Source organism: Bacteroides sp. ZJ-18 (assembly GCF_011038705.2).
Taxonomy (GTDB): Bacteria; Bacteroidota; Bacteroidia; order Bacteroidales; family Bacteroidaceae; genus Bacteroides; species Bacteroides hominis.
In genome coordinates this window covers 1,204,825-1,228,909 of the sequence record NZ_CP072198.1, presented here as the reverse complement: position 1 = coordinate 1,228,909, position 24,085 = coordinate 1,204,825, and the positions used below count along the sequence as shown (strand labels likewise).

The following is a 24,085-nucleotide window of genomic DNA, read 5'->3' as shown; positions in this document are numbered from 1 at the left end:
CAGATTACACAGATTATCATAGATATATTAAGTGCAGATTATCAATCCAATGGATCTCTTCTCTGTGATAATCCGTGTAATCTGTGGTGAACTCTTAACCATATACAGTTATGAACAAGAAATATTCTTTACTCATTCTGCTTGCACTTTTACTCCCGTTGGGGCTGCAAGCGCAAAAAGCTCCTCAGGACATGGACCGTTTCCTCGACAATCTGCTGAAACGGATGACCCTGGAAGAAAAAATAGGGCAGCTTAACCTGCCGGTAACAGGTGAAATCACCACCGGACAAGCTAAAAGCAGCGACATCGCCGCCAAGATAAAGCGAGGTGAAGTAGGTGGACTCTTCAACCTGAAAGGAGTGGATAAAATTCGTGACGTACAACGTCTGGCTGTAGAAAATTCCCGTCTGGGTATCCCTCTGCTCTTCGGTATGGACGTGATTCACGGCTACGAAACCATCTTTCCTATCCCATTGGGGCTTTCGTGTACCTGGGATATTCCGGCCATCGAAGAATCGGCACGTATCGCAGCCATCGAAGCAAGCGCTGACGGCATCTCGTGGACTTTCAGTCCGATGGTAGATATCAGTCGCGATCCACGCTGGGGACGGGTATCCGAAGGTTCGGGCGAAGATCCTTTCCTCGGAGCTCAGATTGCCCAAGCCATGGTACGCGGATATCAGGGAAAAGATATGCGCCGTAACGATGAGATCATGGCTTGTATCAAGCATTTTGCCTTGTATGGGGCAGCCGAAGCCGGACGGGACTACAATACCGTAGACATGAGCCGCCAACGGATGTTTAACGATTACATGCTCCCCTATCAGGCTGGTGTTGAAGCCGGAGCAGGCAGTGTAATGGCTTCATTCAACGAAGTGGAGGGTGTGCCGGCAACTGCCAACCGATGGCTGATGACCGATGTGTTGCGTGGAGCATGGGGATTTAACGGATTTGTAGTGACAGACTTCACCGGAATCTCTGAAATGATAGAACACGGGATTGGCGACCTGCAAACCGTATCGGCACGTGCCATCAATGCGGGAGTAGATATGGACATGGTCAGTGAAGGCTTCGCCGGCACATTGAAGAAATCGATCGAAGAAGGCAAAGTATCGGTAGAAACCGTTAATACCGCTTGCCGCCGCATTCTGGAAGCCAAATATAAACTGGGGTTATTTGACAATCCTTATAAATATTGTGACCTGAAACGTCCGGCACGTGACATCTTTACCAAAGAGCATCGTGCCGTAGCCCGGAGAATTGCCGGAGAAAGTTTCGTACTACTGAAAAACGGACAGCTCTCTCCCGGTTCCTCTCCCCTTCTCCCTCTCTCACCCACCGGTACCATCGCAGTGATAGGTCCCTTGGCCAATACCCGCTCGAATATGCCGGGTACGTGGAGTGTGGCGGCAGTTCTGGACAAGAGCCCATCTTTGGTAGAGGGATTGACCGAGTGGGTAGGCAATCAGGCAAAGATTCTTTATGCCAAAGGCAGTAACCTGATAAGCGATGCTGCCTATGAGGAAAGAGCCACCCTGTTTGGCCGTTCGCTGAACCGCGACAACCGTACTGACAAGCAACTGCTGGACGAAGCGTTGAAAATAGCTTCACAGTCGGACGTAATCATTGCCGCACTGGGCGAATCATCGGAAATGAGTGGCGAAAGCAGCAGTCGTACCAACCTCGACCTGCCGGACGTACAACACACACTCCTGGAAGCTCTACTGAAAACAGGCAAGCCGGTGGTTCTCGTACTCTTCACAGGCCGTCCGTTGGTGCTGAACTGGGAGCAGGAGAATGTACCCGCCATCTTAAACGTATGGTTTGGAGGTTCGGAGGCAGGCTTGGCTATCGGCGATGTACTGTTCGGAGCAGTGAACCCAAGCGGCAAACTCACCATGACTTTCCCGAAGAATGTAGGCCAGATTCCGCTTTACTATGCACACAAAAATACAGGTCGCCCGCTCAAAGAAGGCAAATGGTTTGAGAAATTCCGCAGCAACTATCTGGACGTAGACAATGATGCACTTTATCCGTTCGGATATGGATTGTCGTATACCACATTCCGCTTCAGTGATGTCACTTTAAGTCAACCCTCCATCGGGATGGACAATCAGTTGGTAGCCTCCGTCACCGTAACGAATACCGGAGACCGTGCCGGCAGTGAAGTAGTGCAGCTCTACATCCGTGATCTCGTAGGCAGTGTCACCCGCCCGGTAAAAGAGCTTAAGGGATTTGAAAAGATCTACCTGCAGCCCAATGAGTCGCGTACTGTCCGTTTTACGATTGCTCCGGAAATGTTGAAGTTTTACAATGCCGACCTGCAATTCGTAGCCGAACCGGGCGATTTCGATGTGATGATAGGACCTGACAGCCAAAACGTGAAAACGGCACGGTTCACGTTGCGTTGAATCGGCTACACAAGGGAATAGAAAAGAATACGATTCACCACGGAGGACACAGAGGACACAGAGAATATATTTCTCTTAAATATCCTGATAAACAAGAGATTAAAACTCTGTGTCCTCTGTGTCCTCCGTGGTGAATTAAACTCAAAACCATTACAAACAAGAAATCATTATGAATACCCAACTTGTCACTTACAACAGCAAGCTCCTCTTCTTCCTCTTCGCTCTTTTTCTTCTTGTAGCTTGCAAGCCAAAGGATAAACCTTCTTCTGCCGCTACCCTGACAGACGATGCCCTGATGGATACCGTCCAGCGACGAACCTTCAATTATTTCTGGGAAGCAGCCGAACCCAATAGCGGACTGGCACGCGAACGCTATCATATGGATGGCGAATATCCGGCCGGAGGTCCGGAGATTGTTACTTCAGGAGGAAGCGGCTTCGGCATCATGGCCATACTGGCGGGTATCGATCGTGGATACGTCAGCCGGGAAGAAGGGCTGCGCCGCATGGAGAAAATAGTCCGTTTCCTGGAAAAGGCGGACCGCTTTAAAGGCGCTTACCCACACTGGTGGAACGGTGAAACGGGACGTGTGCAACCTTTCGGACAAAAAGATAATGGAGGCGATCTGGTAGAAACAGCTTTCCTGATGCAAGGTTTGCTGGCCGTACATCAATACTATGCAGGAGGTTCAACCGAAGAGAAAGCTCTTGCGGCACGTATCGATAAACTATGGCGGGAGGTAGACTGGAACTGGTATCGCCGTGACGGGCAAAATGTGCTTTACTGGCACTGGAGTCCGGAATATGGTTGGGAAATGAACTTTCCGGTACACGGCTACAATGAATGCCTGATTATGTATATCCTTGCCGCTGCTTCTCCTACTCATGGAGTGCCGGCTGCGGTATATCATGAAGGATGGGCACAGAATGGTGCGATTGTTTCTCCACACCGGGTAGAGGGTATCGAACTGCATCTCCGCTATCAGGGTGGAGAAGTCGGTCCGTTGTTCTGGGCGCAGTATTCCTTCCTCGGACTCGATCCGGTGGGTTTGAAAGATGAATATTGCCCGAGCTACTTCAACGAGATGCGAAATCTTACACTGGTAAACCGTGAATATTGCATCCGCAACCCCAAACATTATAAAGGTTACGGGGCTGACTGCTGGGGGCTGACCGCCAGTTATTCCGTGGATGGATATGCTGCCCACGGCCCGTTGGAACGTGATGACCGGGGAGTGATCTCTCCCACCGCCGCCCTCTCTTCCATCGTCTATACACCGGACCAGTCACTGCAAGTGATGCGTCATCTGTATCAGATGGGAGATAAGGTATTCGGTCCTTACGGATTCTATGATGCCTTCAGCGAAACCGCGGACTGGTATCCGAAGCGATATCTGGCCATCGACCAAGGGCCGATAGCCGTAATGATAGAAAACTACCGGACCGGACTTCTATGGAAACTTTTCATGAGTCATCCCGACGTGCAGAACGGATTGAAGAAACTTGGATTTAACGTAAAGAAATAAATGATAAAATCAATATTTATCACCTTTTGTACTGTCCTCCTCTGCTGCAACACTCTTGCAGCAGAGGTACAAACGCCACAGGATTCTGTGCGCTTCAGCGAATATCTTCCTGTCCGCCACACGGATCCGGTTACATGGGTAACCCGATACCAAGGAGAAATAGACCGGTACCAAACAGAAAACCGGACATTGAAAGATACTTCTTGCGACGTTCTCTTTTTAGGCAGTTCTTCCATCAACTTGTGGGATAACATTTACCGGGACATGGCCCCACTGAAGATTCTCCGCCGTTCATACGGTGGTGCCGCCTTACGAGACATGCTTTATAATTACGACGTGATTGCCCGGGGATATCACCCGCGCAGTATCGTGGTTTATGTAGAAAATGATCTTGCAGGTACCCCCGAAGATCTGACTGTCGGAGAAACATTCGACTTTTTTCGTTTACTGACCAACCGGCTGCAACGGGACTATCCGGATATTCCGATATTCATTCTCTCCTATAAGCCTTCGCTCGCACGCAAGGAGATGATTCCGAAGCATGAAATCATTAATACTTTGCTTAAAGAGTATGCTTCGAAGACGGACGGACTCACTTATGTCGACGTAGCCTCTTGCTTGTACGGTGCAAACGGAGAACTGCGAAAAGATATCTTTAAACCGGACGGCCTGCACATGAATCAGAATGGCTACGATCTCTGGACCGCTATCCTGAAACCGAAAATACAGGAAAGCATCCGATAAACCTACGATTTCCCCCACAAGCCTCCCTATCTGTTGAATGGTAGGGAGGTTTATTTCTGTTTATATACTTTTTTCATAGAGTTGGTATACTAAATCTATCTGTTATTTATATATTTGCGTTTATAAATACGGAATAACTATGAATAAACACAAATTAGCCTTTTCTTTTATCGGCATTTTCATCGTTCAATTATCATACGCCGGATATTTTAAACACATAGGTAGAGAAGAAGGTCTTTCGCAATCGTCTGTTATGGCTATCTATCAAGATAAACTGGGTAGAATGTGGTTTGGTACACGTGAAGGGGTCAACATCTACAATAGTGATAGGATGACGGTTTATAAAGCATGGATCCAGAACGGGAATCAACCGGATCAGAGAGTTCTGATAGGGAATGAGGTGAGCGCCATTACTGGAAGTCAAAACGGAGATGTGTTTTTAATTGTTGATCGTGCTTTATTGAAATACGATATTCGTAAAGAGACTTTCGAACGTCTGCGTCAAGGCTCTGTCTATGCTCTAACATCTCATGCCGGTGAGATATGGTGTGCCGGGCACGACTCTATTTTCCGATACAATCCCCAAAACAATCAATTAGATTTTCAGCAAAAAACAGGTATACCATCCATCAACTATCTGATGACAGATGGCAACAGATTTTATATCGGTGCCAAAGAAGGCCTATATACGACAGAAAATAAAGGAGCGGTTCAATGCCTGATCCCCAAAGTAGATGTTTACCGTATTTTCCAAAGTTCCAGTCAGGAACTTTGGGTAGGTTGCCGTACACAAGGGCTATACCATATCAACCGAAACGGACAAATTAGCCGTATTCCTTATGACCCCTCATCCCCCAAAGGCATTTCCAGTGAACAAATACGTGAATTTGTTGAAGATCAGCAAGGGAACATCTGGTTCGGAACCTTCGACGGTTTACAAAAATATGATCCACACACCCAAACCTACAGCCTCATCAAGCAAGAACAACGCCCGGGAGGACTCAGCCATTCTTCTATATTTTCGCTCTATCAAGATGTACAAGGCACTATCTGGATAGGTAGTTATTATGGAGGAGTCAACTACTTCAACCCGGATAACAACACATTCAATTACTACACTTATAATCCCGATCGCAGTGACTGTCTCAACTACCCGTTCGCCGGGGCCATGACCGAGGACAAAGATCATCACCTATGGATATGCACCGATGGTGGCGGATTGGCATGTTTAGACCGCCAAGCGGGGCATTTCAGGACTTACACTGCCGGAGGCCCCAACTCTCTGCCCCACAACAATCTGAAGAGTATTTGTTACGACCCTAAAAGAGACTGCTTATATATAGGTACGCATATGGGAGGTCTTTCCCGGCTCGACCGCAAAACAGGACGTTTTTACAACTACCTCAATTACTCCACGAAAGGCAAAAAAGAGCCCAATGATGTTATTTTCCAAGTATCTTTCTATAACGACCAGCTAATCGTTTCCGCACGCAACGGAGTTTTCTCCATGAATCCCGATACGAATGAATTCCGCTTGCTTTATGACGGATATTACTATCAAACTTTCACCATTGACCCCAAAGGCTTTCTCTGGTTGTCGGCAGGTACTAACTTATATAGTATAAACCTGAAACACCCCGAAGAAGTTAAATCATTCAGCCTGCCTGCATCCATTGGACAGTTCGGCATCAGCAAGATTTTGAAAGGTAACAATCAATATCTTTATATCGCCACTTTAGGTTCAGGACTTTTTTGCTATAACGAACAAACTCAGACCTGCATCAACTATACTCCCGAACAGAACCAACTACTTAGCAATTATTGCTATAATCTTCTACAGACTTCGACAGATAACATACTTATCACAAGTGATCGGGGTATCACACTATTTAATCCAACCACCGAATCATTCCGTTCCATTGAACTGGATAACGGACTGTCCCTCTCATCCATCATTAATGGTTGTGGTGTATGGATGTGTAGTGACCATACAATATTTATCGGAGGTACAGGAGGGCTTAGTTCTTTTCTGGAGAAAGACCTGAACAAAGAATATCCCAAACCTAAACTCTATTTTTCAAGTTTATCCGTCAACAACGCACGGATAAGTCCGGATGACAAAAGTCGTATACTGACAGAAGGGCTCCCTTTTGTCCGGGAAGTAAATCTAAATGCCGCTCAAAATAACCTGACTATTGAGTTTGCTTCTTCCAACTATGTGGATATACTGAATAATACTTGGTATGAGTATCAGTTAGAAGGTTTTGACAAGCAATGGTCACTCACCTCACAAACAAGCCTGAAATACACCAACCTTGATCCTGGAGACTACGTGCTACACGTACGCCAAAAAGGCAACTCGCTGAAAATGCGCAAAGCACAAGAAATCTTATTACAGATACATATCAGCACTCCCTGGTATCTTACTTGGTGGGCATGGCTCAGTTACATCACCATCAGCATTTCAGTGACCTACTTTATATGGCGCGAAAAAAGTTCCAGAAGAACTTTGGCGATATTACGGCAAAATCCCTCTTCTCTCACCTATCATCAGATTCTTTTTAATCCGGCTATTTAAATAGACCATGAGTCCATATTGATTAAATAGTTTCTTTACGAGCGTAAATTTACTTTCAGATGTTATTCTCCTTATCCGGTATCCAACTTAGGTCATTTAAGATTTTCCTGTTTAGCTCCTTTGCGATATTCCATCGGAGTAACGTTATATTGGTTTTTAAAACAACGACTGAAATAGCGCGGAGAACCGAAACCTAACCTATCGGATATTTCTGCTACCTGCAAATAAGGTTCGTTCTTCAACATCAGCGATGCTTTTTTCAATCGGTGATTTAGAATAAATTCATTGGGTGTCATTCCTGTCAATGCTTTGAATTTTGTGTGCAACAACGTCCGCCCCATTCCAAGTTCCTGACATAATATACCAATATCAAAGTCCTCATTATCAAGATACTTATCTACCACTTTGATTACTCTATCCAAGAAACTTTTATCTATCGGATTAGCAGCCAACAGATCGACTTCCGAAATCTGATCTTTAGCAAAACGGCTTTGCATCAACAAGCGGTTACGGATCAAATTATTGCAACGGGTTATTAAGATTTTTGCATTGAATGGCTTGGTGATATAGTCGTCTGCCCCACGACGTAGTCCTTCAATATTTTGATCTACAGTGTCAAGTGCAGTCAACAATACAATCGGAATGTGACACAGGTTTATGTTATTCTTTATTTTCAGGCACATCTCCGTTCCTGTCATTACCGGCATCATAACATCACTCACTATCAAATCGGGAACTTCTGCAAAAGCCTGTTTTAATCCCTCCTCGCCATTAGCTGCCGTCACCACCTGATAAAGTGATGAAAATATTTCTTTGAGTACATGCAGAAGTTCCACATTATCTTCTACCAACAGAACTTTCCGTTTCCCTTCCCGCCCATCTATCAAGGGAGTTTCGAACATAGAATCATCCTTTTCCATAAAGTTCTCATCCGGTATGGTACTCTCTTGTATCATAGGCTCTTTTTCTGGAGATTCCAGAAAAACGACTTCAGTATCCTTTTCAAAACAAGCACGAGTTTTAGGTAACTTCACAATAAAACAACTTCCTTCATTTAACTCACTTTCTACCTCAATTGTACCATGATGTAGCTGAATAATACTTTTCGTTAATGCGAGTCCGATACCAGTGCCAACATGAATCGCTTTATTCCGATTGTCCGCCTGATAAAAACGGTCGAATATCCGCTCCTGTTCTTCTTTACTAATGCCATTTCCGGAATCTTTAACCGCAATAATTACCTGATCCGGCGTAGTAGAGGTCAATATATTTATTTTTCCTTTATCCGGAACATGTTTAAAAGCATTCGAAAGCAAATTAAACAGAACCTTTCTCATTTGCCAGTCATCTATCCAAATAAATACATCCTGCTCCAGTAGCTTCAGATGATAAGAAATAGACTTCTGAGAGGCATAAGCTGAGAAAGACAGATAGACCTCCTCCAAAAATGTATTCAGACTTTGTTCCGATAGTTTTAATTGGATATAGTTTTGATCGAATTTCCGGAAGTCAAGTAATTCTGAGATTAGGAGTTTCATTTGTTGGGCATGCTTCCTTATCCTGAAAATACTGTTGTGCAAAGATGGAGGTATTGTATTCTTCTGTAACATAAGTTCTACCTGACTTATAATGAGAGTTAAAGGAGTACGGAACTCATGGCTCACGTTGGTAAAGAATCGTAATTTAGCTTGATTCATTTCTTCAATATGTTCCTTTTCAATACGTTCTTTCTCCAGCGACATCGCCAAAGTTCTTCTGGAACTTCTACTGAGTTAAGAACAATTAGTGCCTATACTGCGAACAAAAATAGCATAGAGAGGTCTGCTTCACGACATAGTCCGATTCTTTCATTTGTTTTTTGTAAAGTTTAATAGTATACGGATCATGAAAAAGAACAAATTATGCCCAAAATTCCTATTCAATTTAGCATTTTATCACAAAATTTTGTACATAAAACCATATGGAAAACACAGATTAGGACAGCTTCCAAATAGGCTCTGAATAATTAGTGCCCCTATTGAGAATAAAAGTATCACATCGGATCAGATCAGTTACCGTAGTTTTGCGATGTATTTAACACTTTTATTAACTCAATCTAAAGTATTATGAGAAAAAGCAAATTACATTTGCTACCCTTATCTTCTAAAAGGGTACTTGTAAGTACATCGTTAATAATGCTTTTAAGCGGTAGTGCCTGGGCTGTTTCTTCACAAGAGACAGTTGAAAACGGAGATGCGATCACAGCAGTCCCCCAACAGCACAGAACGATTAAAGGTATTGTAAAAGATGCAAATGGAGAACCGATTATCGGAGCTAACGTCATTGTAAAAGGTAATAAAACTATTGGCGTCATCACAAACCTGAACGGAGAGTTTAGTCTCGAAGTACCGTCCAACGCAACACTGCAAATCTCTTACATCGGCTATCTCAATAAAGAAGTCAAAGTAAGTGGCAACCAGGTGTCTTTCAACATCCAACTGGAAGAAGACAGCAAAACACTCGACGAGGTAGTAGTGGTAGGGTATGGCACACAGAAGAAAGCAAATTTAACAGGTGCCGTATCTTCCGTTGATTTTGAAGAACAAACTAAATCACGCCCCATTACGACAGTATCTTCGGCATTAGCCGGTCTAAGTCCAGGACTTCAAGCCAGCTCAGGCTCGGCAATGCCGGGAGAGGATAACACAACCCTACGGGTACGCGGTAACGGTACAATGAATAATGCCTCACCTTTGATTATCATCGATGGCATGGAAGGTTCATTGAATGCCATTAACCCTCAGGACATAGAAAATATCTCTATTCTAAAAGATGCAGCTTCTTGTGCTATTTATGGTGCCCGTGCTGCCAACGGAGTCATCTTAGTCACAACAAAAAGCGGCGATCGCGACAAGATACAGGTAAACTATAGTGGACGCGTCTCTTTCAACAGCCCGACACGCATGATAGAAACTATGAGCAACTATGCGGATTATATGGAATTAATGAACGAATCTTGCGAAAATGTTGGCTCCGGAACTCTTTTTGACCAAAAGTATATCGATTTGTGGAGAGAGAAATCAAAAGATCCCAATGGAGTAAACGAAAACGGTGTTCCTAATTACATCGCATACCCAAATACCAACTGGCTGAAAGAGCTATACTCAGGAGGTATGATACACGAACATAATCTTTCAGTTTCAGGAGGATCCAACAAAATTCGTTTCTTATTGTCAGCCCGTTATCAGGATAATGAAGGTATTGTAGACAATACAGCCAACAAAACCTACTCTGTACGTGCCAATATTGAAGCCAACCCAACTCAATGGTTGACTTTAGGTACGCGCACTTATGCCTCACAAATGGACCGTGAAGTGGGTGACTTTAGCAATGCCAATACTTTCCTCCGACAATCTACAGCCGGTACTTATCCTGAATGGAACGGAAGTTTCGGCTACCCGGAATGTCCGGACGAACGTGCAACAGCCAATAACCCACTATATAAACTGGCACGGAATGATGGCTTCAAACGCTACAACCGTTTCAACACGACCCTGTTTAGTAAGGTCAAGTTCTTTAAAGATCTAAGTTGGGATTTCAACTTCAATTACAACCGTTACATCTACGAAACCCGCCAATGGGGAGTACCCGCTTATCAGACACGTTTCAGTGACGGGGTAATTGTCGATGGTATCACTCCTCCTTCTCAATTAAGCACAAGTTTCGGTTATGAATCCAATTATTCTTATACATTGGAAAACCTGTTAAACTACCATCACACATTTGCTCAGAAACACGATGTATCCGCATTGTTAGGTTATCAGGAATTCTACAAGAATTACTATACTGTAGATGCCGCAAAGAAAGGCTTGATCGACGAATCACTGAACCAGTTTGATGAAGCAACCGAAATGACAAGTACCAAAGGTGCAACCCAGGATTATGCCACACGTTCTGTATTCGGACGCGTGAACTATGCATATAACTCCCGGTATTTATTTGAGGCGAATTTCCGTTATGACGGATCCTCACGCTTCCATAAAGATCATCGTTGGGGATTCTTCCCTTCCTTATCAGGTGCATGGCGCATCTCAGAAGAAAGCTTCATGGAAAATACCCGTGCCTGGCTGGATAACCTGAAAATCCGTGCATCCTGGGGTAAATTAGGTAACTCTGAAATTGGTAACTACGAATACATGTCGGTATACAGTACCACCAACGCAGTATTTGGAAATGCCTTAAATTCTGCACTGTATATGGGTGCCATCGCCAATAGCTTACTGCAATGGGAATCTACCACCTCTGTCAACTTTGGTGTTGATGTTAATTTATTAAAGGACCGTCTGAGCATAAGTGCCGACCTGTATCAGAAGAAAACCGACGGTATCTTATACCGCCCAACTATTCCTTATGTATTCGGAACAATGACTGCCCCCCGTCAGAACCTCGCCAAAGTGAGCAATAAGGGAGTTGAGTTATCACTGGGATGGCGTGATAACATAGGAGGGGTAAGCTACTCCATTAACGGCAACTTCTCATACAACAAAAGCAATATAGATGCCTATAACGGCTCTTATGAAAGAACATGGGTAGAAGATCCGAGTAACAAACTGACCGGAGGTAAATGGGAAGATAATATCGGTAAAGTGTCCAGTGGTGGCACAACCCCCATTGTTGAAGGCCGCATGATGAATGAATACTATTTACGGAACGTTTATCATGGCAATGGCTCTTACTACAATGCGGATGGCAGCGTAAATCCTCAAGGAGGACCTAAGACCGGTATGATCCGTACAGAAAAAGATATGACATGGGTAAAAGACATGATCGCAGCCGGATATGAATTTCAGCCGGGCAAGACGGTTGCCAAAAACAAGATCTGGTATGGTGATTACATCTATGCCGACTCCAATAATAATGGAGTATATGGTGACGATAACGACTATACTTTCCAAAAAACATCCAATAAGCCCAAATATAATTTCGGTTTTCAGGCCTCTGCCGCATGGAAAGGATTCGACCTCTCTATGGTATGGGCGGGAGCTGCCGGATTCAGCATATACTGGGGAGCAACCACTGGCTATAATGCCGCATCTACAGAATGGGGTAGCACCATCGCACAACGGATTGCCGAAAACCATTATTTCTACAATCCCGAAAATCCGGATGATCCACGTACCAACATCAATGCGAAATATCCGCGTATGGCTTATATAGACGGCTATGTACAAAATCGTCATGGAAATACAACTTTATGGCTATACAAAGGTGATTACATCAAATTGAAGAACCTGTCTTTAGGTTATACTCTACCGAAAAACTGGGTTTCAAAAATCGCTATGCAGAATGCACGTGTTTACGTTTCAGCTGAAAATCTGCTGACAATTACCGGATTTGAAGGCCAAGACCCGGAATCTGCTACCGGTATGGGCTATTCTCCGTTTAGAACAATTGCAATAGGTGCCAATATAACATTCTAAATAAATCTTGAAATCTTATGAAACTATTAAATAAATTATTCATATTAACAGCCACAGCAATTGCTATAAGCAGTTGCCAAGGAGATTTACTGGATACAAAGCCATATGATAAAGCATCATCGGGCAGTATGTGGAGTAATGAAAACTTTTGTACTATGGGAGTAGCCTCTATCTACGCCACCCTGCGCGAAGGGTATGTGGCAAAAGAGGCTTATCTAATGGAGGCATTCAGCGTGGGTGCAACCTGCCGCGACAACGATTATCCACTGCTGGCCGGTACAGCTTCTATCGGTTCCGGAATATTCTCAGACTATTGGAAACAACATTATGCAGGTATCTATCGTGCCAATGATGCCATTGTACATCTACCCGACGCACCGATAAGTGAAAGCGTAAAAGGCAAATTATTATCCGAAGCAAAAGTATTGCGTGCGTTTTATTATTACAAACTGAATGCAGTCTTCAGGGGTGTTCCTTATTATAATACGCCTATGGAACTTGATCAAGCAGACAAACCACGTGAAAGCGAAGAAAATATATGGAATTTCTGCATACAAGATTTAACCGACGCAATAAACGATCCGAATTTCCCCGACCGTATCGCTGCCGGTAAAGCAGAATGGGGTCATGTCACCAAATCAGTGGCTTATGCACTGCGTGGCAAAATCTATCTGTGGACCAAAGAATGGAGTAAGGCGGAAGCAGATTTCCGTAAAGTAGGTGAATTGGGACATTCATTATTTCAGGATGGTTACAAGCAACTCTTCAAAGAAGCTAATGAACAGAGTGATGAAGCTATCTTCTCTTTGCAGTGTATCGATAACAATGGCAGCACTTACGGAAATTCCATGAGCTTCCGTTATGGCGGCCGTACTACATTTGGTTCTTGCTGGAACACCATGTTGGCCAGTGTGGATTTTGTAGAAACCTACGAAAATATAGACGGCAGTAAATTTAACTGGGATGAATACATTCCGGGGTTCTCAAGCTTAGATATTAAAGACCGTGAAGTATTCTTCTTGCGTAATACTGATCCGGCAACAGTAAAAGCACAGTATCGCGAAATCGGCTTTGACGGTACGGAAGAGGCATTGGACGATATGGTAAAAAAAATAAAAGCAAAAGTAGACGGACGTCTGGAAAAGCTAAGTGACAAGGCAAAAGCATTCTATCTGCCGGCAGGAAACGAGGCCCGTATTAAAGCTGCTTATGACAGCCGAGATCCTCGTTTAGCCCAGACTGTCATCACTCCATATGCTACATATGATGGTTCCGGAAACAGCGTAGACCACACCTTCACTTCACGCTGGCCTTATTATGGTGCCGACACCGATTATCCTTATGACTTACGCACTGACACCCAGAGCCATTTATACTATTTGTTCCGCAAATTTGTTGCCGAAGGTTCAAGTGAAATGACCAATCGCGAACAATCTCCGATTGACCTGCCAATTATCCGCTACGCAACTGTCGTCATAGGATTGGCTGAAGCATTGAATGAGCAGGGTAAAACCGACGAGGCCATCGAATGGTTGAATAAAGTACGCCAACGTGCCGGTGTTGCACTGTTGAACAGCAATACTGCCACTATGGTCCAGGGACAGGAAGATATGCGCATTCGCATCCAGAATGAATTCCGCTGGGAAACAGCGGGTGAAGGGGTTGACTTTTACGAAGAACTCCGTTGGAAAACATGGAAAGAAAGTAAGTTTAATAATGCTGATGGTACAGCCGGGATGAAAGATGTATGGGGTACTGTCACCTATCCTTATACATGGGGAGGAGACCAATATTATGTATGGCCAATCCCAAAACATGAAACTGATATGAATAAATCACTGACTCAGAACTCGGGCTGGAATTAAACAAATACGTTTAAGCTACTGATTCTTATAAACCAAAGGGGTGTGTCAAAACTCTTTTCGCCACAGATTACACGGATTATCACAGATTATCAACATAGATAATCAATGACTTAAAATTCACTCTGTGTTACTCAGTGTCTTCTGTGGTGAGTTTCGACACACGCCCTCTATTCCATCTGAAAAGAAAGTTCTAAATAAACTCTCTTATCGACTTTTCCTCTTTTGAGGATTGATTCCCTCAAATATCCAACTAAAATAGAAAATTTATATAGCATTAAGAACCATTTAGTAAGATGAAATAGCAATAAATTTTGTTACTTTGCCTACGTTAAAATCTTAATTTTATTACGATGAAGAAATTATTAATATTCACTCTCTTGCTATGCTGTACTGTAAGAGCCCTCAGCTATACAGAACGGAACTATCTTCAAAAACAAGCCAGCGTAAGCAGTTTGCAGGAAGTGCTTATATTAAATCAACAATGGGTCACTTATCCTGCTTATACCGACCGAACCGGATGGGACACTTTTTTAGGCTCTTTCAAGAATGAATGTATCCTTCGCGGAGAGAAGCAGCTGAATTATCAATGGCAGGTTGTGAAAGCTACTGATTATATGGAATTTGAACGCAGCGGCAACCGTAGCGTCATGGAAACTCCTTTCGCCAACAATAACAATGCCATAGCCGACCTGCTACTCGCTGAACTCGCAGAAGGAAAAGGACGATTTATCGATCAGCTGATCAACGGTGCATATCATTCCTGCGAGATGACTTCCTGGGCATTGGCCGCCCATTTGAATGCACAACAGTCTCACCGCTCACTACCCGATTTTAAAGAAAACATCATAGACCTGACAGCAGGTGACCTGGGCTCTTTACTCGCATGGACCTATTATTACATGCATCAAGAATTTGACAAACTCAATCCTGCCATATCCGAACGTTTACGGCATACGCTCCAACAGCGTATACTGGATCCTTACATGAATAACGATCACTTCTGGTGGATGGCAGTGGACTATAAACCGGGAATGATGGTCAACAACTGGAATCCTTGGTGTAACAGCAACGCCTTAATGTGTTTTATGCTGCTTGAAAATGATAAAGAAATGTTAGCGAAGGCAGTATACCGCAGTATGGTTTCGGTAGATAAATTCATCAACTATACCCATACCGACGGTGCATGTGAGGAAGGTCCCTCCTACTGGGGACATGCCGCAGGAAAAATGTTTGATTATCTGGAATTACTGTCAGCCGTTACCGGAGGAACTGTCTCCATCTTCGATAATCCCATGATAAAGAATATGGGCGAATATATATCACGTTCATACGTGGGCAAAGGATGGGTGGTTAATTTCGCTGATGCCTCGGCGAAAAGCAGTGGAGACGCTCCCTTGATATTCCGGTATGGCAAGGCTGTAAACAGTAACGAAATGAAAGGATTCGCTGCTATGATTAACACCAATAAGCTTCCTTCCGGACGCGATATATACCGTACGCTTGCTGCTATAAAAATTGCGAACGAACTAAAAGAAACTCAAGCGGCACATCTCACTCCCCCATTCTCCTGGTATCCGGAAACCGAATTCTGCTATATAACTGACAATAAAGGAAACTTCCTGGCCGCTAAAGGAGGATATAACGACGAAAGCCATAATCATAATGACGCAGGTACCTTCTCATTCTGGATAGACCAAACTCCTTTTCTTATTGATGCCGGAGTAGGGACTTATACACGCCAGACATTCAGCAAGGATCGCTACACCATTTGGACCATGCAGAGCAATTATCACAATCTCCCCCTGATTAATGGCGTCCCCCAGAAATACGGAGCAACATATAAAGCAACACAAGTACAAGCTGACAAAAGGAAAAACACATTCACAGCCAATATAGCGACAGCCTATCCGGCCGAAGCAGAAGTGGAATCATGGATACGTTCCTATTCACTTCAGAAAGGACAATTACGGATTTCAGATTCTTTCCGTCTGAAGACAGCCAAACAGCCCAATCAAATCAATTTCATGACATGGGGGCAGGTGTGTACGGAAATACCGGAAAAAATTCAATTGGAAGTAAAAGGAAAGAAAGCTGTCATAGAATATGATAAACAACTGTTCGATGTGAAAACAGAAATAATCCCATTAACAGATCCCCGGCTATCCAATGTATGGGGTAAATCGATTTGTCGCATTACACTCACAGCAACAAACATTTATAAAACAGGAAATTATTCTTTTACCATAAAAAAACAATAAAACATGAACTTAAAACCCTTATTGGGAGCAGCCTGCGCAATGATATGTGTGGCTTGCTCAAGCCACAAACCCACAGTACCGTCTTTTATAACAGAAAATGTAGAATTTGCCAAAGCACAACTCGGTTTGGCCATCGACACCATCGAGGCCAGTGGAAAATGTCTCAATCCTGTAACTCTCAATAGAGATGGATCTGTATATTATTGCGGATATGCCGATTGGCGCAGTGGATTTTTTCCCGGTAGCATCTGGTATCTGTACGAACTGACAGGTGACACCAGCTACCTCCCACTGGCCAGAAAATATACTGAAGCCATCCGCCCGGCCGAGCACCTGACTTGGCATCACGATATAGGATTCATCATTAATTGCAGTTTTGGTAACGGCCTGAGGCTCGCTCCCGATACAGCTGCATATAAAGACGTAATGGTACAGGCAGCCAAATCACTTTGTACGCGTTTCCGCCCCAATGCCGGAGTCATTCAAAGCTGGGATGTAAAGGGTAATAGCTGGCAAAGTGAAAGAGGCTGGGAATGTCCGGTTATCATTGACAACATGATGAACCTGGAACTTCTGTTCGAAGCAACCAAACTATCCGGTGATTCCACTTTCCATAAAGTAGCCGTAGCACATGCCGACCGTACTCTTTCCGAGCATTTCCGTCCTGATGGAAGTTGCTATCACGTAGTGGACTACAATATTTCGGACGGCTCCGTACGCCATAAACAAACAGCACAAGGATATGCTGATGAATCGGTTTGGTCACGCGGACAGGCATGGGCCATCTACGGCTTCACTATTTGCTATCGTGAAACGAAAGACCGCAAATATCTGGATCAGGCACTGAAAACATTCAATAGGATGAAAAATGATCCGCACATGCCCGAAGACCTGATACCTTATTGGGACATGGACGCACCCAATATACCCGATGAACCCCGGGACGTCTCTTCCGCATCCTGCATCGCTTCTGCCCTGTACGAGATCAGCACATATGACGTCCCCGATGCCGCTTCCTACAGGGAATATGCAGACCGCATCATGCATAGTCTCGCCTCACCTGACTATCGGGCCACATTGGGCACTAACGGCAATTTTATCCTGATGCATAGCGTAGGCAGTATTCCGCATAATAGTGAAATCGACGTACCTCTGAACTATGCAGACTACTACTTTCTGGAAGCCCTGAAGCGTAGAAAAGATTTAGATAAATAATTTTATTATAAAAAAGTATCATGAAAACACAAGTGTTTAAATTAGCCTGTTTAATTATCTGTTTATTAACGATAGTTCCCAATTGCCATGCCGGCAGCAAGTGGAAAGCCAAACATGTAGTCTTGATTGGGTTGGACGGCTGGGGTTCCTACAGTGTAGAGAAAGCGAATATTCCCCATATCAAACAATTAATGAATGATGGTTCTTACACACTGACCAAACGCTCTGTACTCCCTTCGTCCAGTGCAGTGAACTGGGCATCTATGTTCATGGGAGCAGGCCCGGAGCTACACGGATACACGACTTGGAATTCAAGCACTCCGGATCTTCCTTCGAAAGAATTAAGTAAAGATGGCATTTTTCCAACTGTATTCCAATTGCTCCGCGAAGCTGACCCGAAAGCTGAAATTGGCACTCTCTACGAATGGATCGGCATCAAATACCTGGTAGATACGCTGGCAGTAAACAAATACAACCAAGGGATTAACTACGAAAAACATCCTACGGAACTATGCGAAACAGCCGTGAAGTATATTAAAGAGAAAAAGCCGGCTTTGACACTTATCGCTTGGGATAATCCGGATCATGTAGGACATAAGGAAGGACATGACACACCGGCTTATTACCAGAAGCTTGAAGAAATAGACGGATACATCGGCAAAGTGATTGACGCGGTGAAAGAAGCCGGAATGCTGGATGAAACGATTTTTATAGTAACATCCGACCATGGCGGAATCAATAAAGGACACGGAGGAAAAACAATGCTGGAAATGCAGACTCCGTTCATCATCTCGGGGAAAAATATCAGGAAAGGGCATGAGATTCAGGCCAGCATGATGCAGTTTGACGTAGCCGCTACCGTGGCTGCCATTTTCAAACTGAAACAGCCACAAGTATGGATCGGAAGGCCTATAATGGAAGTATTTAAGTAAAAAAGAATGCTAACAAGTTAAAGACATAGGATGAAACGAACCAACAGACCATTATTCATTCATAATACAGCAAGAGGGAGAATAAAATTTCTTCTTCTTGCTCTATTTGCTTTTCAAGGCTTACAAGCACAAAAGCTATTCCCCGCTCCTTCTGCGATAGAGACACATAAAGGCACATTCTCTTATGACGAAATTTCGGCTGAGTGTGTACGAACTACTATCTCTAAGTCTCTGCCTGCCATCGGTACAGCATATTCGGATGAAGCATATCAACTGGAAATTACGCCGGATTCTATCTTCATTGATGCCACTTCTGAGAAAGGCGCATTTTATGCCGGCCAGGCCATCAGACAACTGGCACAGCACGGACGGGGCAAAATCCGCTGTTGCCGGATTTACAGTTCGCCACGCTACACATGGCGCGGATTTATGCTCGATGAAAGCCGCCACTTCTTCGGCAAAGAGAAAGTAAAACAATACCTCGACCTGATGGCGAGACTTCATCTCAATGTATTCCACTGGCATCTGACAGACGAACCGGGATGGCGCATTGAAATCAAGAAATATCCTAAGCTGACGGAGATAGGAGCCGTCGGTAATTGGCATGATGCCAAAGCAGCTCCGCAGTTCTATACACAGGACGACATCCGGGAGATCGTGGCCTATGCAGCCGAACGCCAGATTATGGTGATTCCGGAGTTCGATATGCCGGGACATGCCACGGCAGTCTGCCGTGCCTATCCGGAGGTATCGGGGGGAGGTGAAGGACGCTGGAAGCATTTCACATTCCATCCTTGCAAAGAAGAAACTTATCGTTTTATCAGCGATGTGCTCGATGAAATAACTGCTCTCTTTCCGGCTCCCTATATCCATATCGGAGGTGACGAAGTGCACTATGGTAACCAGAACTGGTTCACAGATCCGGATATCCAGAACTTCATAAAGGAAAAAGGGCTGGTCAATGAAACCGGACTGGAGCATTACTTCATCCGCCGTGCCGCCGATCTGGTAGTAGCCAAAGGCAAGAAGATGATCGGTTGGGACGAAATAGTGGATGCCGGTATCTCCCCCTCGAAAGCACTGGTGATGTGGTGGCGTCACGACCGCAAGTACCAGTTGCTGAAAGCGCTTGAACAGGGCTATCAGGTAGTGCTGACTCCACGCCGTCCGCTGTATGGCGATTTCGTACAGGATGCCTCACATAAAGTGGGACGCTATTGGGATGGATTCAATCCGTTGCAAGATGTCTACGCTTTTCCCGAACCGGTCAGTCATCTCTTTAAAGGATACGAAAATCAGATACTGGGTATGCAGTTCACACTTTGGACCGAACGGATCGCGGATGCCAAACGACTGGATTTCATGACCTTCCCGCGTTTGATAGCCTTGGCAGAATCGGCATGGACTTCACCCGGCGCAAAAGACTGGAGCCGTTTCTGCATGCGGTTGCCGTCCTTCCTGGACTATCTGAAGGAACAAGGCATCTATTATTTCGATGTGATTCACCCACAAGAAACTCCCGAACCGGGCGGACCGGAGAAAGCGGACGTATTACAAAACGGATAGGGAAATACAGATGATCTCAATAATAACATCATTAATCAATACATAATCAAGAACATATGAAACAGCAGAAATGTAACTATTTTCCCTCCTTATGGCGGAGGGGCCGAGGAAAAGATTTAATCCCCTTTCTTCTCCTACTTCTCTTCTCTCTCTCCCTTCACGCCCAGCGTCAGGATATTCTACTCAACAATAACTGGAATTTCCGTTTCTCGCATCAGGTACAGGGAGACACCCGCAGGGTAGACCTGCCGCACACCTGGAATGCACAAGATGCGCTTGCCGGCAAAACAGACTACAAACGGGGTATCGGGAACTATGAAAAAGCTCTATATGTTCGTCCCGAATGGAAAGGCAAGCGCCTGTTTCTTCGCTTTGAAGGTGTGAACAGTGTAGCCAACGTGTTCATCAACCGCAAACACATTGGCGAACACCGGGGCGGATACGGAGCCTTTATATTCGAAATCACAGACTTAGTGAAATACGGAGAAAAGAACTCCATTCTGGTACGTGCCAATAACGGTGAGCAACTGGACATAATGCCACTCGTAGGCGACTTCAATTTTTACGGGGGAATCTACAGGGATGTACATCTGCTGATTACGGACGAGACTTGTATCTCGCCTCTGGATTATGCTTCACCGGGAGTTTATCTGGTGCAGGAAGCCGTCAGCGCCCAAGAAGCAAAAGTATGTGCCAAAGTGAACCTGTCCAACCGAGCAGCCGATGGAGCAGCCGAACTTCGGATCCAAGTGACGGACGGCTCTAAAGTGATTTGCAAAGAAAACCGGAGCATATCGCTGAAACAGGGGACCGATATTCAGGAACAGCTTCCTTTACTGATTCAAAAACCACGTCTTTGGAATGGTTGTGAAGACCCGTTTATGTATCAGGTCACTGTCAGCCTCCACAAGAACGGTAAACAGATCGACAGTGTAACACAGCCATTAGGTCTACGCTATTATCATACCGATCCGGCTCAAGGATTCTTCCTGAATGGCAAGCATCTGCCACTCCATGGGGTATGCCGCCATCAGGATCGTGCCGAAGTGGGTAACGCACTCTGTCCCCAGCATCATGAAGAAGATGTGGCACTGATGCGTGAGATGGGAGTCAACGCCATCCGCCTGGCACACTATCCGCAGGCAACTTATATGTACGATTTGATGGACCGGCACGGTATCGTCACTTGGGCTGAGATTCCGTTTGTCGGTCCCGGAGGATATGCGGATAAAGGTTTTGTCAACCAGCTTTCCTTCCGTGAGAATGGCAAACAGCAACTCATCGAACTGATTCGCCAGCACTACAATCATCCCTCTATCTGCTTCTGGGGCCTGTTCAATGAACTGAAGGAAGTCGGGGACAATCCTGTAGAGTATATCAAAGAACTGAATGTACTGGCGAAACAGGAAGACCCTACCCGTCCGACAACTTCCGCCAGCAACCAGAACGGTGATTTGAACTTCATTACCGATAACATTGCCTGGAACCGTTACGATGGTTGGTATGGAAGTACTCCGAAAACATTGGCAACCTTTCTGGACCGTACACACGAGAAATATCCCGAAATACGTATCGGCATCAGTGAATACGGGGCAGGAGCCAGTGTCTACCACCAGCAGGACTCGCTCAGGCAACCGTCCGCTTCGGGATGGTGGCACCCTGAAAACTGGCAGACCTACTATCATATGGAGAATTGGAAAATCATAGCCGAACGTCCGTTCGTATGGGGTACATTCGTTTGGAACATGTTCGACTTCGGCGCTGCCCATCGTACGGAAGGTGACCGCCCGGGTATTAATGACAAAGGTCTCGTCACCTTCGACCGAAAGGTGAAGAAAGACTCCTACTACTTCTATAAAGCAAACTGGAACAAACAGGAGCCGATGATTTATTTGGCAGAGAAGCGATGCAGGCTTCGCTACCAACCGGAGCAGACTTTCATGGCATTCACCACTGCCCCGGAAGCCGAACTGTTTGTAAACGGTGTCAGTTGTGGCAAACAAAAAGCAGATACTTACTCAACAGTTGTATGGAAAGGTGTCAAACTGAAGGCAGGAGAAAATACCATCCGTGTAACTACTCCGGGGAAAAAACCACTTACGGACGTAGTGGTAGTGGAATATAAAGAAGACGGATCGCTTCAATGAAACGGATCATCTTAATTATTGTATGGGGATTGCTGGCCGGAGGATGGCCGGCAGTCCCCTGTCTTTGGGCACAGTGCCGGCCAGGAACTGCCGACCGGGATGTCTGGGTAAAGACACTTGTCCGCCTGGCCAATCCGGTACTCAGTAATCTGGCTAACGAAACACTGAAGAAAAGAATGCCATACCAATCGCTTGCCCCCGACCGGCAACGTTTCTCTTATCTGGAAGCAGTAGGACGTACAGTTTGCGGCATGGCTCCATGGCTGGAATTGGGAGCGGACGATACGCCGGAAGGACAGTTACGCAAGAAATACATCGAGCTGACTGTAAAAGGAATCAGCAATGCCGTTAACCCCTCCTCACCCGATTACCTGATTTTCGGAGAACCTTCGCAGCCCTTGGTAGATGCCGCATTCCTGGCAGAAGGATTGCTGCGCGCCCCCAAACAGTTATGGGGTAATCTCTCTGCATCTGCCCGCAAGCGGGTAGTGACGGAGTTGAAGCGAAGCCGTGCCATTAAACCCAACGAAAGCAACTGGTTGCTGTTTGCCTCTATCATAGAGGCTGCATTGCAAGAATTCACCGGTGAGTGCGATACGGTACGCCTTAACTACGGAGTACGCAAGTTCAGGGATCTTTGGTATAAGGGAGATGCCCAATACGGTGACGGGGCTGACTTCCATCTCGATTATTACAACAGCTTTGTGATTCACCCCATGCTAACTGACATATTAATCGTCATGCAAAAGCACCGGATGCCGGGAGCTGAATTTCTGAAAGTACAGCAGAAACGCTTGGAACGCTATGCCGAACAGCTGGAACGGTTTATTTCACCGGAAGGAACTTATCCGGTAATCGGACGGTCTATCGTGTATCGTACCGGAGTATTTCATGCGTTAGGGCAAGCTGCCCTACTACATCTGCTTCCCGAACATATTACTCCCGCCCAAGTACGTTGTGCAATGACCAAGGTCATTGAAAATCAGTTTCGGTCAGCCGACAATTTTGACGCAAACGGTTGGTTAAGGATAGGTTTCTCCGGTAATCAGATAAGAATGTCGGAAAGCTACATCAATACGGGAAGTACTTATCTGTGTCTGACCGGGTTCTTACCACTGGGATTACCTGCTGACGATGCCTTTTGGTCAGCTCCTCCCGCCGAATGGACCAACTTGAAAGCCTGGTCGGGGAAAGAGGTGCCGGCAGATCATTCATTATAAACCGGCAACCGGACGAAATGGGGTGTGCCGGAACTCGTATTCACCACAGATTACACTGATTTACACAGATAAATATTCAGTAGTTATCAATAGATCAAGTTCGCTCTATGGGACTCTGTATTACTCTGTGGTGAATAATGACACATCCCCATTCAAAAACAGAAA

Annotated in this window: 13 protein-coding genes; 12 read left to right on the top strand and 1 reads right to left on the bottom strand. The window is 45.1% G+C overall.

Going from position 1 to position 24,085, the window contains the following annotated elements; genetic code table 11:
* The first annotated feature begins 110 nt into the window (after positions 1-110).
* The 4 genes from bglX (at position 111) to G7Y45_RS04875 (ending at position 7,258) form a co-directional block, all read left to right on the top strand.
* Positions 111-2,411, top strand: a complete 2,301-nt coding sequence (gene bglX / locus G7Y45_RS04890; protein ID WP_005811975.1) for a beta-glucosidase BglX — start codon at positions 111-113, stop codon at positions 2,409-2,411.
* A gap of 169 nt (positions 2,412-2,580) precedes the next feature.
* Positions 2,581-3,936, top strand: a complete 1,356-nt coding sequence (locus G7Y45_RS04885) for a glucoamylase family protein (protein WP_165014866.1) — start codon at positions 2,581-2,583, stop codon at positions 3,934-3,936.
* Positions 3,937-4,680: an SGNH/GDSL hydrolase family protein gene (locus G7Y45_RS04880; protein WP_022012547.1), complete on the top strand. Its 744-nt coding sequence runs from the start codon at positions 3,937-3,939 to the stop codon at positions 4,678-4,680. It abuts the gene before it with no gap.
* A 139-nt stretch (positions 4,681-4,819) separates the two neighbouring features.
* Positions 4,820-7,258 carry a two-component regulator propeller domain-containing protein gene (locus G7Y45_RS04875; RefSeq protein WP_165014869.1) on the top strand — a complete coding sequence of 813 codons (2,439 nt, stop codon included), beginning with the start codon at positions 4,820-4,822 and terminating at the stop codon, positions 7,256-7,258.
* Positions 7,259-7,350: 92 nt separating this feature from the next.
* Here the strand turns inward: G7Y45_RS04875 and G7Y45_RS04870 are convergent, their stop codons facing one another.
* Positions 7,351-9,000, bottom strand: coding sequence for an ATP-binding protein (locus G7Y45_RS04870; RefSeq protein WP_032540361.1), 1,650 nt, complete (start codon positions 8,998-9,000; stop codon positions 7,351-7,353).
* Positions 9,001-9,363: 363 nt separating this feature from the next.
* On the opposite strand from G7Y45_RS04870, the gene G7Y45_RS04865 reads away from it, so the two are divergent.
* From G7Y45_RS04865 to G7Y45_RS04830, 8 genes are all read left to right on the top strand, one after another.
* Positions 9,364-12,717 (top strand): TonB-dependent receptor, encoded by a 3,354-nt coding sequence (locus G7Y45_RS04865; protein WP_005811985.1) that lies wholly within the window; start codon positions 9,364-9,366, stop codon positions 12,715-12,717.
* Between the two features lie 17 nt (positions 12,718-12,734).
* Complete coding sequence (locus tag G7Y45_RS04860; RefSeq protein WP_005779141.1) at positions 12,735-14,582, top strand: RagB/SusD family nutrient uptake outer membrane protein; 1,848 nt, start codon at positions 12,735-12,737, stop codon at positions 14,580-14,582.
* A gap of 350 nt (positions 14,583-14,932) precedes the next feature.
* On the top strand, positions 14,933-16,840 hold the full coding sequence (locus G7Y45_RS04855; protein WP_165014872.1) for a heparinase II/III-family protein: 1,908 nt from the start codon (positions 14,933-14,935) through the stop codon (positions 16,838-16,840).
* 3 nt (positions 16,841-16,843) lie between these two features.
* A complete protein-coding gene (locus G7Y45_RS04850) occupies positions 16,844-18,055 on the top strand; it encodes a glycoside hydrolase family 88 protein (protein WP_005779145.1) in 1,212 nt (403 codons plus the stop codon).
* Between the two features lie 20 nt (positions 18,056-18,075).
* Entirely contained in the window at positions 18,076-18,987 is a 912-nt protein-coding gene (locus G7Y45_RS04845; RefSeq protein ID WP_032536776.1) for an alkaline phosphatase, read from the top strand.
* A 30-nt stretch (positions 18,988-19,017) separates the two neighbouring features.
* The gene (locus G7Y45_RS04840; RefSeq protein ID WP_165014875.1) at positions 19,018-20,553 is read left to right on the top strand and encodes a beta-N-acetylhexosaminidase; all 1,536 of its coding nucleotides are present in this window, start codon (positions 19,018-19,020) and stop codon (positions 20,551-20,553) included.
* Between the two features lie 56 nt (positions 20,554-20,609).
* On the top strand, positions 20,610-22,700 hold the full coding sequence (locus tag G7Y45_RS04835; RefSeq protein ID WP_165014878.1) for a glycoside hydrolase family 2 TIM barrel-domain containing protein: 2,091 nt from the start codon (positions 20,610-20,612) through the stop codon (positions 22,698-22,700).
* Entirely contained in the window at positions 22,697-23,920 is a 1,224-nt protein-coding gene (locus tag G7Y45_RS04830; protein WP_165014880.1) for a DUF2264 domain-containing protein, read from the top strand. Before G7Y45_RS04835 ends, G7Y45_RS04830 begins: the two co-directional genes overlap by 4 nt.
* Positions 23,921-24,085 lie beyond the last annotated feature (165 nt).